Raw genomic sequence first — 15,821 nt, 5'->3', positions numbered from 1 at the left:
TGCGAGATCCGGAAGCGGAGGCTCCGAATCCTATACTTTCTGATCTCTTAAACAAAGAAGGAATGCGCTCATCAGCGCATTCCTTCTTTTGCATTATACGGGTGAACCAGTCCCTGGCCCTTCCCATTCCTAAATTTTATACGGATTGATGCTTTTTCTCTTGTACATCTTCCGCCGCTGCCTGGACATGCTCCTGGTCTCTCTGAATCCGTTCCTCGACCAGCTGTACCGCCTGCTCAACCGACCCGATGGCAAGTACCGGTTCCTGATGGAAAGCTTCGCCGTAAGCCTCGGTGGTATGCGCATATCTCGGATCGTAATAGTATTCCAGCAGCAGTCTCACGGCTGCCCCATAATTTCCCTGCTGCATGCTGAATTCGATTTCCTGGGCGATCGGCGTATGGATCCGCGACTTGATCTTTGAGAAAGCAAGCAGGCTTTCCGCAGGATACTCCCACGGGAGGTAATCGTCCAAAATGTGCTTCACCCGCAGCTCAACCGGAGCTTCGAGCACGATATGCCGCCCCAGCTCTTTCTTCTGGACCAGAAATTCAGGCAGGACCACCTTTCCGATCCGTTTGCTCTCCGCCTCAAGCAGAATGTACGGAGAATCCTGATATCGGATCAGGGACTCCACAAGCAGGGCATCGAAGGTCTTTTGATTGCTGCTCTTCAGGCCAATCTCGCCGAAAATGGAACCGCGGTGCCCCGCCATCCCTTCAAGATCAACGACCGGGTAGCCCTTCTCCTGCAGTTCCCGGAGAATCAAGGTTTTCCCCGTTCCGGTGTTGCCATGGATCACGTACACGTCCGGAGCAAAGTCCATGCTCTGAAGCGTGTCGACCACCCATTTGCGGTAAGTCCGGTAGCCGCCCTCAAGCCGGTGCACATGAATGCCCATCAGGGACAGCACCGTCGCCGTCGTACGGCTCCGCATGCCGCCGCGCCAGCAGAATACCGCCTTATTCCCTTGAATTTCAGCAAATTGCTTTACGAAGGAAGGCAGCTTCGCGGACACAATCTCGAGGCCCCGCTCCTTCGCAGCCTGGGTGCTCACCTGCTTGTACAGCGTGCCGATCTCCGCCCGCTCTTCATCATTGAAGAAAGGGATGTTGATGCTTCCCGGAATCGTTGATTCCGCATACTCGGACGGGGACCGGACATCGATGACGGTGATTTCATTTTTCGCTCTCAGTTCATTAAGCTTCTCGATCTGTATATCCTGAAACATGATACAGCTCCTTACTCAATCACAATTTGCCCGCTATGTTGTGCGGTAACCTCACCTATAAGTTTCGCTTCCACGCCGGCATCCACCAGCTCCTGAAGCAGACGCTCCGCTTCATCCGGCCCTACGGAAATGAGCAAGCCGCCGGAGGTAACCGCGTCGCACAAAATGTACCGGTCTGTCTCGTCCATCTCTTCCGGGAAAATCACATGGTCCTGCACATGCGCATAGTTATTTTTGGATCCACCTGGAACCAGTCCCTGCTCCGCAAGCTCACGAACCCGCGGCAGGACGGGAACATCCCGCTTGCGAATCCTGATTTCCACCCCACTGCCTTTGGCCATCTCAAGCGAGTGGCCCATTAAGCCGAACCCGGTGACATCGGTGCAGGCATGGACTTCATAGCCTTCCATAATTTCTGCCGCTTTCTTGTTCAGCGTCGACATGACTTCCGTCACCCGCCGGATTTCTTCCGGGGTGAGCTGATCTTTCTTGATCGAAGTAGTCATGATGCCCACGCCGATCGGCTTGGTCAGGATGAGCTTGTCTCCGGGCCGAGCTCCCGCGTTGCTTCTTACTTTATCAGGATGCACCAGTCCGGTGACCGATAAACCGAATTTCGGCTCTTTGTCGTCAATCGAATGTCCGCCAACGAGCGTGGCGCCCGCTTCCTTGACTTTATCCCCCGCTCCACGGAGAATTTCGGTCAGCACGCGTTTATCCAGCGTGGATATCGGGAAGGCGACGATATTGAGCACCGTCAGCGGTTTTCCGCCCATCGCATAAATATCGCTTAACGCATTCGCCGCGGCGATTTGACCAAAAGAATACGGATCGTCCACGATCGGCGTGAAGAAATCAAGCGTCTGTACAAGCGCCAAATCGTCATTCAGCTTGTATACGCCAGCGTCATCGCTCGTATCGAGCCCGACCAGCAGATTCGGATCATGCGCTGCCGGCGGCAGGCCGCGAAGTACTTGGCTAAGATCGGCAGGGCCGATTTTGCAGCCGCATCCGCCCTTACTGGAATAAGATGTTAATTTAATATTCAAATCGGAATCCATAATCATGACACAACCCTTCTATATTCATCATTGGCATCAGCCTGATATTTTGTTAAACCCGCAAATTCCATCGTACACATCGCTGAAAAAAAACGCAAATGAGCCTTGCCCTGGTGCGATACAGCTTCCATTTGGACAAACCCAACAAAGAACAGCAGAATGTCATGATCAGAAGCATAAACTGGGCTTCCTTCATAACTTTCTGCTGTTTATTGCAGCCTGCTTTATTTGGATACCGGAACCGCGCTTCCAAAATACTGCTCGAGCGTGATATCCTTCTTCGTCACGTCTTCGGCAATGTCTTTGCCGACGTAGCGAATATGCCATGGCTCGTATTTGTAGCCGGTAATCGATTCTTTTCCTTCCGGATAACGGATTATAAAGCCATATTCGTAAGCATGGTCAGCAAGCCATTTCGCTTCCTTCGTGCCGGCAAAGCAGCTCTCCGCGGCGCATTTGCCGTCGGTTCCCGACACGTCAATGGTCAGACCGGTTTGATGCTCGCTGTGGCCCGGACGAGCGCTGTAGGTATCCGCCGCTTTGACGCCGTCCCGATCCACATAGTTATTATACAGCGTCGTCTGACGGGATTCGGAACGGTAGCCCGATACACCGGCTAAGTACACGCCGTCCTGCTTGGCAGCGTCAAACAGCTCTTTCAGAGCGTCTGCAGCCACTTTGCGCATTTTGCGCTTATCTATTTTTTCCGAAAACGTGAATGCTACGTCAGGATAGACGAGGTCCGGCGGAACGTAACCTTCCGGCAAACGATACGTTTTATTGACGAGTACCGTATCGCTTGTCGGATTGGATACGACATGCTCAACGTCGTACGTATTGACAAATTCACTGTTGTCCGATGTTCGGCCAGCGGGTTCGTCCGATCCATTCCCTGCATCCTGGCCTGAATTGCCGCCGGTTGCAGCGGAATCCTTGCCATCATCCGTTTGTCCGGCATTCTGACCGGTCGTGCCGTCACCGGCGCCTCCCGTGGCATCGCTACCGGTACCGCTCGTTCCTTCCGTATCCGATGTGCTGCCGTTATCCGATGCAGTATCTCCGTCTCCGCTGGTGCCTTCCGGATCTACTGTACCGCCATTATCGCTTTGGTCTCCGCCGCCCGATTGGGCGAGAGCCGGAGGATTCTGTACGGTCGCCTCATCCTTGGCCGTTCCTCTGCTGTTCGCAAAATAGATCAGCGCGCCGCCAACAATGATAACCGCGACGATCAATGTTGCCCATTTTCGCATGTGTTCACCTCAAATAATACCGCGTGATTCAAGACCACGGCTTTCTATCAATCTATAAATCTATCATACCCGGATCTATTATACGACATATTGGAGGAAGATACGACAAAAAAAGCCCCGATCTTTTCGATCAGGACTCATCCAACGCTAAAATATGTACGCTTCTTTGGGGACAGGTCTTATTCCGAACCTTTCAGCCGTTTTTGCATAAAGACAAGCTCGTGGGCCAGCCGCTCAATCCGCTCCAACACGTTCGGATCCGTAATCTCTTTATATTCGTTAAAATGATCATCATGGACGTAGACATAGCCTGGCGCCACATAAGAACGGAAAAATCCCGCGATCGGCTTCAGCTGGTTCTCAATCACCAGATAATGCTGGTACGTTCCGCCTGTGGCGACGAATCCTACGACCTTTTGCTGCAGCGCCGTGACCGGAATCAGGTCGAACAGGTTTTTCAGCACGCCGGACATCGACGCCTGGTAGATCGGTGTTCCGATCAAGCAAAAATCGCTGGAAATGACCGCATCGATCACTTTTTTCGTGTCGCCAGTATATGCCGATGGATCGCGTCCGTCACAGAACTGTACATCATAATCTTTCATATCGAGCAGCTCCGTCTCCACATCGGGATACTGCTTCTTGACCTCTTCCAGCACTTTGTTCACCACAAGAGCCGTCTTGCTGCCGATGATCGCGCCAGATATTCCAACCAGCTTCATGATGTTAACTCCTTTTCTGTTTGTAGTTTCCTTAATATTCGACTTCGCCTTCATCCGTATTGACGAAAAAGAATGCGGTCATCGCAAGCCGCTCCATCATTTGCTGGCGCAGCATTTCATCCTCAATAACCTCTTCCATAGCCTGCTGCATGCATCCGATCCAGGCTTCCGCGCGCTTTGGCGTGATGGCAAACGGAAGATGCCTAGCCCGCATGCGGGGATGGCCCATCTGCATCGTGTATAACTGAGGACCTCCGAAATACTGGGTCAAAAACATTTCCTGCTTCTTCATGACAGGCAATATATTCTCCGGAAACAGCGGAGCAAGCAGCGGGTGCTCCACCACTTTGGGATAAAAGGCTTCCACCAGCGCCTTCATCGTGTCTGCGCCGCCCATTTGCTCATAAAAAGACGTCGGGCGCGCTTCCCGATTCCCCTGATCCGCCGGTTGTCCGGGATCCTGATTCATATTCGAGTCCAATGGGGAATTGAACCTCCCTTCACGGGTGTGAGCCCCTAATTAGTAAACATAAACGTATACTAATTATTATAATTGAGCGTTCCCTTTGTCAATACTTGTTCCGTAAATATTCTTTACTTTATATACATATATGTTGACTATATTACCCGTGTGAACTACAATTACTCTGATAATAGTACATACCTGTTCTGTAATGGGAAAACACGACGGGAACAGATCCGTAAAAGGGCTCGAAATCGCCGGTTTTATCTACAGAAGGTCTGTACTGCTGTTTTGAGCCATACTGTAATAGGGATAGAATGGACTGAAGAAACGACGTTTCATGCACCAGTTCAATCTATCATAGATAGAGAATGAAGGTGATCAACCATGACCAAAGAAGACCTGGTCGCTGCCCTGACCCATTTGAAAGACCATGAGCATGAGCGCCCCCTTGCTGAGCTCGGCTTGATCCGGGATATTACAATCAATAAGGATCATGCCGCTCTATCGGTGCTTCTGGATCCCGTCATGTCCGCAAGCAAAGAAAGCATCGGGGAACAGATTGTCAGCGCCTTGAAGGGAATCGGCATCGCGGACGTGCATATCCGGTTTAAAGCCATTTCAAATGAAGAAAAAAATGATATTATAGCAATTAAGCTGAATAAATCGGTACGCCGTGCACCAACGCTGATGAATTCCCCGCTCGTCGCCGCCGATTCTGGCGTGACGTTCATCGCGATCGCCAGCGGCAAAGGCGGTGTCGGCAAATCTACGGTAACCGTCAACCTGGCTACGGCACTGGCCAAGCAGGGGAAACGCGTAGGAATCATCGACGCGGATGTCTATGGTTACAGTATTCCGGAAATGATGGGAATTCATGATCTTCCGAAGAAGCATAATAACCGAATCGTACCGGTAGAACGGCACGGAATCAAGGTTATTTCGACCGGATTTTTCGTACAAGGCAACAAGCCCGTCGTCTGGCGCGGCCCGATGCTGGGCAAGATGCTCGGCACGTTCCTGAATGAAGTGGAATGGGGTCCGCTCGATTTCATCGTGTTGGACCTTCCTCCGGGTACAGGTGATATTGCCTTGGATGTTCACAATAAAATTCCGCAGTGCTCGGAAATTTTGGTGACCACGCCTCACCCTACTGCCAATCATGTTGCTGCCAGGGCCGGTGAGATGGCGATTCAGACCAACCATCCAATCCTCGGAGTCATCGAGAACATGTCTTATTTTACCGACCCCTCCGGTCAGCGGCATGATCTGTTCGGCACAGGCGGCGGAGCTGCTCTCGCGGAGCAGCTCAACACCAAGCTGCTGGCCGAGATCCCGCTTTCTGCGCCCGGCCAGTCGGCGGACCCGGATAAGTCCCCGGCCGTATTTGGGGATGACAGCGAGCAATGGCGTATTTTTATGAATTTGGCTCAGAGAATTATTAACCATGATATTTAATTAATTTGAAAGGGTGAAACAAATGTCTTATGTAATTACTTCAGCCTGCATAGACGAAAAAGCGGCTGATTGCGTGGATGTATGTCCTGTCGATTGTATCGAGGAAGGTCCGGATCAATATTTTATTGACTCGGATATTTGCATCGAATGCGGTGCTTGCGAAGTTGCCTGCCCGGTAGGTGCGGTATACTATGATACCGATCTTCCGGAAGAAGAAAAACATATGATCCAAAAAGCGGAAAACTTCTACAAATCCAAATAATTGACGATTTGCGATTGGTTCAGCCTGTTGATTTCCAAATCGACAGGCTGTTTATACTTTGAATTCATTTTTACCAAGAAATGTATGGCCCGGATCAGTGAATAGGCGGTGTTAACATGAATCAACAGCTGGATATTTCAACCAGGGACAAAATACTGCAGATGCTGAAAACCAAAGGCGAACTCAGTGCAAAGGAAATTACGGAGTTTATTGGTATCACCAGCATGGCGGTCAGACGCCATATCAACACGCTAGAAAAAGAAGGCTTGATCGAATCCAAGACGATTCGGCAGCCGATGGGAAGGCCTTCCGCGATCTATCGTCTGACAGAGCAGGCCGAAGATTTTTTTCCCAACAAGTATCATTCGCTTACGCTGGATCTTCTCGGGGAACTCGAGCAGGATGCAGGGACGGAAATGGTGAACCACCTCTTTGACCGTCGGGGAGAATCGCTGCTGAAAAACCATGCCGGTAAAATGGAAGGCAAGGACTTTGCCGAAAAGGTCGAACAGCTGGCCGAAATTCAAAACGAAAACGGCTATATGGTTGAGCTTCAAAAAAACAATGAAGATGAATATACCTTATTCGAGCATAATTGTCCGATATCGCAAATTGCGAAAAAATACAATCATGCATGCGCCTGCGAGCTGAAGCTGTTCGAATCGCTGCTCGGGGCCGAGGTATCCCGCGACGAGTGTCTCGCCATGGGCGACCGAAAATGTGTCTATAAAATCCGCAAAGCCCACCGATGATCCGCAAGGTCTGCCACAAACCTCTCATTTTGGATGAGATCGCTGTGTGTGGATAAGCTTGCGGATCTTTTTTGTGCGATCGGAATGATAAGTTTTTTATTTCAGCCCCGCAATTTCACATACCCCCGGTTCATTCTTCATACCTTGAATTGTGCCATTCTGTTGTTCAGGTCCTTTCTTTCGTCTCTTCCGGATTTGACACAAAGGGGGTGATCATATTCCTCTAATCGTTAGAGCAACTTTCAATGCTACGGGAGCGGTCACGTTTACCGGGAATACCCTCGGACTCAGCCGATCGGACACGACGGGCGTTCCGGGAACGCTCGACAGTATTGGCGCGTTTGCGACGACCAACACCAGCTCGGTTTTTGGAAGCTATCCGGCAGGAACGACGAACGCTTTTCAGAGCAACAGCTCTTCGGCTGTATTATCCCTTCCCACCGGAAGTACGGTTTTATATGCCGAACTGATCTGGGGCGGATCTTACATTATTTCAGGCAGCGTTAATCTCAGCAGCTCAATTAACAATCCCGTTACGTTTATTACGCCGGCAGGCACGAACAGCGTTACTCCCGATCCGGCAACCGCCAATTCCATAGATTTCGGAAACGGAATGACGGCGTACGTCCGGTCCGCGAATGTTACATCGCTGGTTCAGCAAGGAGGTGCAGGTACTTATACGACCGGCGGCGTTGTGGGAACCATCGTCATCGCTAACGATCCTACAGGAAATCATTCCGGATGGACGCTGGGTGTCATTTACCAGAATCCCTCCCTTCCCTTCCGGAACATGTCGATCCGTGCGGGCGCCGTCCTGGTTCAAGCCAACTCCGACCCGGTTACGACGACCCTGACGGGGTTTGCTACCCCGGTTTCGGGCGCGCTGGGGGGCAGAGCGCTGTTCAGCGCCCAGGAAGGCGATGCCAACCGGACCGGTGACCAGGCATTGTTCGGCCCGACATCTAACACGGCTTCCGCCTTGTCGGGCCCTAACAACTTTGCCAACAACTTTTTCGCATCCCAGATTAACAACGATGCCGGCCAATTGAATACGACCGGGACGTTCGGTACCCGCAATCAGACCAACGGAGCGCCCGGAAGCAACATCATTGGGGGCCGTCAGGGCTGGGATATCACGAATGTCGACGTCTCCTCCCGGCTTGTCAACAACCAGTCTTCAGCAGTACTGATTCTCACGACTTCAGGAGATGCTTATGCGGTAAACGCGAATGCGATTCAAGTGGACATCAACGCGCCGGTCATCACCGTAGCCAAGAGCTCCAGCACGACGACTGCCGTTGTCGGCGATGTCATCACGTATACGGTGACGGTAAGCAATACAGGTACCGCCAATGCCAACAGCGTTGTCCTTTCTGATGCACTGCCGGCGGGATTGAGCTTCGTCAGCGGCAGTGTAACGGTTGGGGGTATACCCCGCCCGACCTACGATATTGTTGCAGGAGCACCGCTAGGGACGTTAAACTTTGGCACTACAGCAACGGTCACTTATCGGGCAACGGTAACGGCACAACCATCCTCCAACCAGTTAGTCAACACAGCGAACGCCTCCTTCTCCTTCCAAAGCGTTGCCGGCGGGCCGACGATTACCGGCGTAATCCCATCGAATGCGGTCACTGTTACCGTCGTGTCGCCGGCCCTTACGCTGACTAAAAGTTCCAACCGGACCAATGCGACGGTAGGCTCCACCGTTACATACACCATTTTGGTGGCCAATTCCGGAAATATCGCCGCAAATGTCACGCTCACCGACAACATCCCGACAGGCAGTTCTTTCGTTACCGGCACGTTCACGGTTAACGGAACCGTCATTGCAGGGGCGAATCCGGCGGCTGGGGTCGCGATTGGCAGTATTGGAGCGGGATCATCTGCGACGGTAACGTTTCGGGTACAGGTGAACTCTCTGCCCTCTCCACCGCAGTTTGTCGACCAGGCCGTTGCTGCATATACGTTCACGCCTTCAGCGGGAAGAACGATATCGGGTTCTGCATCGTCGAACACGCTCACGCTTCCGGTAACCCTGCCGAATATTACGGTTACGAAGAGCGCTAACTTCTCGGATATTGCTGTAGGAGAGACGCTGACCTATACGTCTGCAGTAGCCAATAACGGTACAGAAGCCGTGACGAATGCCGTATTCACCGATGCCATCCCTTCCGGTGCCGCCTTCGTACCCGGTAGTGTAACCGTCGGCGGCACAGCGGTGACATCAGCTAATCCCGCCAGCGGCGTATCCCTGGGAATTCTGGCAGCAGGAAGCTCCGTTACGGTAACTTTTCAGATTGCCGTTCAATCCGTCCCCGCATCCGGGGCCTTGTCAAACCAGTCGACCGTAGCGTACAGCTCAGGTGCCTTTCAAGGGACGTCGGTGTCGAACATGATTACGACCCCCGTCTATCAGCCGGTCATCACCATTGCCAAAAGCGCCTCAACCTCAAGCGCCACGGTTGGCGACACGATTAAGTACACGCTTTTGGTCCGGAACAGCGGGAACCGGGCAGCCCAGGTTACACTGACCGATAACATTCCTGCAGGAACCAGCTTCGTAGCGAACTCGGTTACGGTTGGAGGAGCAACAGTGCCCGGGGCCACTCCAACCGGAGGCATAAGCGCAGGGACTGTGGGAGCAGGGGGCTCCGTTACCGTCACTTTCCAGGTCGTGCTGAACTCGCTCCCTTCTCCGCCGTCGCTGGCCAATACGGCAGCAGCCAGTTATAACTACCAGCTGCCAAGCGGGCGCAGCCTGTTGGGATCGGCAACCTCCAACACGCTGACGATTCCGGCCTCGGCGCCAAACGTGACAGTGGTCAAGAGCGCCAACACGTCGGCGGCGACCGTATCGGACGTTATAACCTACACCATTACAGCGACCAATAACGGGATCGGGCCTGTGAGCAATGTCATCGTATCGGACCCGATACCCGAGGGGACATCGTTGATCAGCGGGAGCGTGACGGTAGGCGGAACCCCGGTTCCCGGCGGAAATCCCGCAAACGGCGTATCCGTCGGATCTTTGGGTGCAGGGGCCTCTGCCGTCGTAACGTTCCAAGTCCGCGTCAATTCCCTGACAGGTACAGGGCAGCTGAGTAACCGGGCCAGCGTCGCTTTTACGTCCGGCACCTTTGGCGGTACCTCCCTGTCCAACACGCTGGTTATCCCCGTCTTCTTGGCGGTCATCAACATCGTGAAATCGGCCAGTACGCTAAACGCCACGGTCGGTGACACGTTTTCCTACCAGTTTCAAGTAAGTAATACCGGCAACACGGCTGCTGCCGTCACGCTGACCGATAACATTCCGCCTGGCTCCGTATTTATTGAAAACAGCGTGCTCATTAACGGCAATCCCGTTCCAGGCGTTAGTCCCGTGACCGGAATTCCTCTGGGTTCTCTCGCGGCAAGCACTGCGGTAACGGTCAGCTTTGTTGTTACGATTACTTCCCTGCCCGCGTCGAGACAGCTTACGAATCAGGCGGCGGCATCCTATACCTATACATTACCGGGCGGCAGGCAAGTTACGGGATCTGCAGCGTCCAATACGGTAACGATTCCAGTAGCGCTTCCGAACGTTAGCGTTGTCAAAACAGCCTCGAGGCCGAATGTTGTCGTTGGAGATGTCCTGACTTTTTCAAGCACGGTCACGAATAACGGAACGTCCAATGTCAACAACGTCAACCTGATCGACAACGTTCCTTCAAACGCTTCGTTTATTCCTCAAAGCGTAATTGTTAACGGTACCTCGCGCCCGTCAGCAGTTCCGTCCGAGGGCATTTCAATCGGTACCCTGACCCCTGGTTCTGCGGCTACCGTAACTTTTGAGGTGAGGATAACCATGCCGATTCCATCGCAAATCAACAACCAGTCAACCGTAAGCTTTACATCTGGCACGTTCTCAGGAACCGCGTCTTCGAACATTACGACGACGCCTGTCATACAACCGCAAATCGCTGTGACCAAAAGTGCCAATACGAACAATGCCACCGTCGGTGATTCCGTTACTTACACGGTAACGGTCAGTAATAGCGGCAATCTCGGAGCAGCCGTTACGCTGACAGATACGATCCCGGCATCGACTACGTTTACTCCCAACAGCGTCATCGTAAACGGCTTTCCAATACCGGGTGCATCCCCGGGAGCCGGCATCGATCTAGGGACTCTCGCGCCCGGAGCAAGCACAGTTGTGACTTTTGTGGTGGTGATCAACTCGCTGCCGAGCCCGCAATTCATCACGAACCAGGCGACAGCCAATTTTACGTATACGCCGCCTGACGGCCGGACGCTGACTGGCTCCGCATTATCCAACACCGTTACGATTCCCGTATCCGCGCCGAACGTGAGCGTGGTCAAAACGTCGGCCACGACTTCGACGACCGTTGGGGATACCCTCGTCTACTCTGTGGCGGCCACCAATCAAGGGATCGAAACGGTCAACAACGTCCAGTTTACCGACAGTATTCCGGCGGGCGCATCATTTGTGACCGGCAGCGTAACGATTAACGGCACGCCTGCCCCGACCGCGAATCCATCCGCAGGCATCTCGCTCGGACCGCTAGATCCCGGTGCCACTGTCACGGTAAATTTCAGCGTCACCGTAAATTCCGTTCCCGTCAGCGGGATCATCAGCAATCAAGCAACTGTAACGTTTACGTCAGGGAGTTTCTCGGGACTTGCCAACTCCAACAGCGTGACCACTCCGGTATTCAACGCCGTGCCAACTGTGTCCAAGACGGCAAGTACCGCAAATGCCACTGTAGGCGATACCGTCACGTATACGTTCTCGATCGGAAACACGGGAAATTATCCTGCTCAGATCACGTTAACGGACAACATTCCGTCAGGGACCATTTTCGTCGCAAACAGCGTTCTGGTTAACGGGGCACCCATTCCGGGGGCAAGTCCCAGCACGGGCATACCTGTCGGCGTCGTCAATCCGGGACAGGCGGTGACAGCCGTATTTTCGGTTAATATCACTTCGCTGCCATCCCCGCAGCAGCTTGTAAACCAAGGCACCGTCTCAGGCACTTTTATTCTTCCGGACGGCCGTTCCTTTACCCGGACCGCCGTATCCAATATACTGACCATCCCGGTATCCGCTCCCAACGTTACGGTCGTCAAAAGCACGCCGTCAACCGCGCTGACGGTCGGCGATACAGCGACTTACACGACGACGATCACGAACAACGGGATTGAAACGGTCAGCAGCGTCCTGTTTACCGACCCGATTCCGCCTGGTGCCGCCTTAGTGCCCGGTTCCGTCACAGTCGACGGTGCACCCCGGCCTGCGGCCAATCCAGCCACAGGCATCATCATCGGCACGATTGCTACGGGGACCACGATTACCGTGTCTTTTAATATCACGGTGACCTCGCTGCCAACGCCTGCGCAGCTCGCAAATACGTCTTCGGTCAGCTTTACGTCGGGTACCTTCTCCGGGGTCACCTTCTCCAATACCGTGACTACCCCGGTATTTGAGCCGATCTTCACCGCGCAAAAGACCGCCAACACGACCAATGCAACCGTCGGTGATACGGTCGTATTTACCGTTAGCATGAACAATGCAGGCAATTTCGGCGCAGCTGTCACCTTAACGGACACACTTCCTGCCGGAACGACTTTTGTGCCAAACAGCGTAATTCTCAACGGCCAGCCGGTGCCGGGAGCCGATCCGGCCTCAGGAATCCCCCTTGGGGTTGTCGTGACAGGTGCGGTCGTCACATTCTCGGCAGTTATTGATGCGGTACCGCCAACCCAGCAGCTGACCAACCAAGCAACCGCAGCCTTTACCTTCACGCTCCCGGACTCTCGGGTCATCAATGGTTCTTTTGCCTCCAATACGCTGTCGATTCCGGTATCCGCGCCAAACGTCGCCGTCGTCAAAGCTTCCGGTGCTGTTGAAGCTTCGGTGGGCACAGTGGTTCCTTATACCATCACTGTAACCAACAATGGAATTGAAAATGTCACCAATGCAGTCTTCTCGGATATGATCGCCGCAGGGAGCCAGTTTGTAACTGGCAGCGTAACGGTTAACGGAACTGCCCAGCCCTCGGCCAATCCGGCGGCCGGCATTCAGCTGGGTACGATCGCCCCTGGTGCTGTAGTAACCGTGACGTTTAACGTAACCGTCCTGTCCATCCCTGACGACGGCAACCTGACCAACCAATCGTCCGTAACGTTCAACTCTGGCGCATTCACCGGCACCGCGTTCTCCAACGTTACGTCCGTCCCTGTCTATCAGGCAATTATCAGTGCCAACAAAACGGCCAATACGACGAACGCCACGGTTGGAGATACGATCGTTTACACGGTAACGCTGACGAATACAGGCAACATTGCGGCGACAGGAATATTAACCGACCCTGTTCCTAACGGAGCTGTCTTTGTCCCTAACAGTATTCAGGTAAACGGCGTGCCGCTGCCAGGTGCGGACCCGTCAACCGGATTCTCCGTCGGTACGATCAATCCTGGCCAGACCGTCCATGTGACCGTTACCATGGAAGTGACGGTGGATATTCTGCCAAACCCGCAGCAGCTGGTGAACCAGGCAACCGTGAACTTCTCCTTTACGCGTCCGGACGGGGTGGTCGTTACCGGAACTTCCCTATCCAACGTGCTGACGATTCCGGTTTCGTCGCCTGACGTTTCCGTCGTCAAAAGCACACCGTCCGTTGACGCGGTCGTCGGAGACATCATTACGTACTCTATTGCCGTCACAAATAACGGAATCGAAGCCGTCAACAGCGTTGTGCTTGTTGACCCGGTACCGACAGGTTCGGCGTTTGTACCAGGCAGTGTTACGGTCGCCGGAACGCCTAGACCGACCGCCAATCCGAATACAGGCATTACAGTCGGCATCATCGGGGCTGGAGACACCGTAATCGTGACGTTCCAGGTACAGGTGACGACTCTATGAAGTCCGGGCTGACATCTGATTTTATTTTAAAAAATCAAACCATGGTCCGCTTTAGCGTTGGTGGAGCCGAGTCGGTAGCCTACTCCAATACCGTCGATACGCCATGGATCGGCCCATTGCTGAAGTTCAGCAAGTTTGTCCAAAATAGCGTCGTTTCGCTGAATCAAATGGTGACCTACAGCTTTTCAATACGCAATGATGGCAATCGCGAAGCCGGCTTGATCTTGTACGATCCGCTGCCAGCCGGTTTGTCGTTTATTCCGAATAGTGTCTTGAAGAACGGCGCCCCCGTCCCGGGGGCTCAACCCGGTTCAGGTATCGATCTCGGCATGCTGGGGCCTGATGCTTCGGTGTATGTTGTGTTTCAGGCGATCGTGGTGGCGATCCCCCCATCGCTGCAAATCACCAATGAAGGACGTGCTGAGTACTCGTTCCAATCTCTCGGGGGAAGAACGGTACGCGGCTCCATCGCCTCCAACCCGGTGACGCTGTCCGTGCTACCTTCTTCCGTATCGCTAATCGCCGACGTCAGCACCTTCCAAACGTTTATCGGAGATATACTGTTCTACGAACTTCTGGTGACGAATCAAGGGAGTGTACCGCTATCCAAAGCGGTGATCTTTATTACGCTCCCACCGGGATTAACATTTGTACAGGGCAGTGTCGTCATCAATGAAGTCCTGTACCCGGACGTGCAGCCCGAAAATGGAATTCCGATCGGGACGATCGCTCCCGGCGCTTCCATCCGTATCAGGGCCAGCTTAAGAGTCGGGATGGTGGACACCGATTCCTTGGTCATCCAAAGCTGCTTGAAGTATTACATTGATGGGATGGAGTATAAGGCCATGGCCAATGAGCTTCAAGTGAACGTGATCGACCCTGACGTCAGTCTCAGCAAGAAGTCAAACAGAAACCGGGCAACCATCGGCTGTATGATCGGTTACGAATGTACGGTGCAAAATACGAGCAGCCAAGCGGTAGATGCAACGCTGCAGGATGCGTTTCCCCAGGAATTATCCCTCGTTCCGGGCAGCGTCCGGCTAAATGGTCAAAACTTGGAAGGATCACCATTGATGGATGGGCTCTTCCTGGGGACCCTTTCTCCGGGGCAGCAAGTAAGCATCACTTATGAAGCAAGCGTTGACCCGTTTATACCGTCTGCAGCCCCGCTGCGCGTACCAAACGAAGCAACCGTATCTTACGCCTTCCACCTGCCCGACGGCCGGATCGTCCGCCAGCGCACCTCGCCCGAAACGGTCATGGTGGAGCTGCTTGCCCCCAGCCTGACCGCAACGGCACATGCCGCCCATTACGTACTTGAGCCAGGGGATGAACTGCTGATTACCGTCAAACTGTATAACCGTGGAAGCTTAGGAGCGTCCGTGGTTCTCATCGGCTGGATGCAGGATCCCATTCTTTTACAGGCAGGCACCGTGATCGTAAACGGCAAAGCGGTTAATCCTCCCCATGATGTCCTGTTGGGCTCCGTGGACCCTGGCGGTTCACTGACGTTCAGGTATACAGCCAAGGTTCCCGATCCGGTGGACGGACAGCTTGAGGAAATAAACGGCTATTTTCTGTTCCGGACCCTGGCGGAAGTCGACGGATTCGTCTATGAACGGGAATGGGTATCCGAAACGATCAGCATTACCGTCAACACAGAAGATGAATAAAAGCAAAAAACAGCGAATGCCGAT

Annotated in this window: 10 protein-coding genes; 5 read left to right on the top strand and 5 right to left on the bottom strand. The window is 53.4% G+C overall.

Annotated features, from left to right (window positions below; all coding sequences use genetic code 11):
* Nucleotides 1–136 precede the first annotated feature (136 nt).
* The 5 genes from mnmH to IAE55_RS28840 form a co-directional block, all read right to left on the bottom strand.
* Nucleotides 137–1,231, bottom strand: coding sequence for a tRNA 2-selenouridine(34) synthase MnmH (gene mnmH, locus IAE55_RS28860; RefSeq protein ID WP_200634557.1), 1,095 nt, complete (start codon nucleotides 1,229–1,231; stop codon nucleotides 137–139).
* An 11-nt stretch (nucleotides 1,232–1,242) separates the two neighbouring features.
* Nucleotides 1,243–2,292: a selenide, water dikinase SelD gene (gene selD, locus IAE55_RS28855; protein ID WP_442793360.1), complete on the bottom strand. Its 1,050-nt coding sequence runs from the start codon at nucleotides 2,290–2,292 to the stop codon at nucleotides 1,243–1,245.
* A gap of 224 nt (nucleotides 2,293–2,516) precedes the next feature.
* Complete coding sequence (locus IAE55_RS28850) at nucleotides 2,517–3,542, bottom strand: M15 family metallopeptidase (protein ID WP_200634555.1); 1,026 nt, start codon at nucleotides 3,540–3,542, stop codon at nucleotides 2,517–2,519.
* Nucleotides 3,543–3,721: 179 nt separating this feature from the next.
* The gene (locus IAE55_RS28845; protein ID WP_089547757.1) at nucleotides 3,722–4,264 is read right to left on the bottom strand and encodes an NADPH-dependent FMN reductase; all 543 of its coding nucleotides are present in this window, start codon (nucleotides 4,262–4,264) and stop codon (nucleotides 3,722–3,724) included.
* Between the two features lie 31 nt (nucleotides 4,265–4,295).
* Nucleotides 4,296–4,661, bottom strand: a complete 366-nt coding sequence (locus IAE55_RS28840) for a globin domain-containing protein (protein ID WP_234489955.1) — start codon at nucleotides 4,659–4,661, stop codon at nucleotides 4,296–4,298.
* Between the two features lie 453 nt (nucleotides 4,662–5,114).
* Here IAE55_RS28840 and IAE55_RS28835 point away from each other — a divergent pair, with 453 nt between their 5' ends.
* The 5 genes from IAE55_RS28835 (at nucleotide 5,115) to IAE55_RS28815 (ending at nucleotide 15,797) form a co-directional block, all read left to right on the top strand.
* Entirely contained in the window at nucleotides 5,115–6,185 is a 1,071-nt protein-coding gene (locus tag IAE55_RS28835; protein WP_200634554.1) for an Mrp/NBP35 family ATP-binding protein, read from the top strand.
* Between the two features lie 22 nt (nucleotides 6,186–6,207).
* The gene (locus tag IAE55_RS28830) at nucleotides 6,208–6,447 is read left to right on the top strand and encodes an indolepyruvate ferredoxin oxidoreductase subunit alpha (protein ID WP_076171713.1); all 240 of its coding nucleotides are present in this window, start codon (nucleotides 6,208–6,210) and stop codon (nucleotides 6,445–6,447) included.
* Between the two features lie 116 nt (nucleotides 6,448–6,563).
* Nucleotides 6,564–7,199, top strand: a complete 636-nt coding sequence (locus tag IAE55_RS28825; RefSeq protein WP_105442372.1) for a helix-turn-helix transcriptional regulator — start codon at nucleotides 6,564–6,566, stop codon at nucleotides 7,197–7,199.
* Between the two features lie 613 nt (nucleotides 7,200–7,812).
* Nucleotides 7,813–14,124, top strand: coding sequence for a DUF7507 domain-containing protein (locus IAE55_RS28820; RefSeq protein ID WP_234489947.1), 6,312 nt, complete (start codon nucleotides 7,813–7,815; stop codon nucleotides 14,122–14,124).
* Complete coding sequence (locus IAE55_RS28815; RefSeq protein ID WP_200634553.1) at nucleotides 14,121–15,797, top strand: DUF11 domain-containing protein; 1,677 nt, start codon at nucleotides 14,121–14,123, stop codon at nucleotides 15,795–15,797. The genes IAE55_RS28820 and IAE55_RS28815 overlap by 4 nt, the downstream gene beginning before the upstream one ends.
* Nucleotides 15,798–15,821 lie beyond the last annotated feature (24 nt).

It is taken from the genome of Paenibacillus sp. S28 (assembly GCF_016624415.1).
Lineage (GTDB): Bacteria > Bacillota > Bacilli > Paenibacillales > Paenibacillaceae > Paenibacillus_AQ > Paenibacillus_AQ favisporus.
The sequence above is the reverse complement of the archived record's forward strand: the minus strand, read 5'-3'. Positions and strand labels throughout refer to the sequence as shown.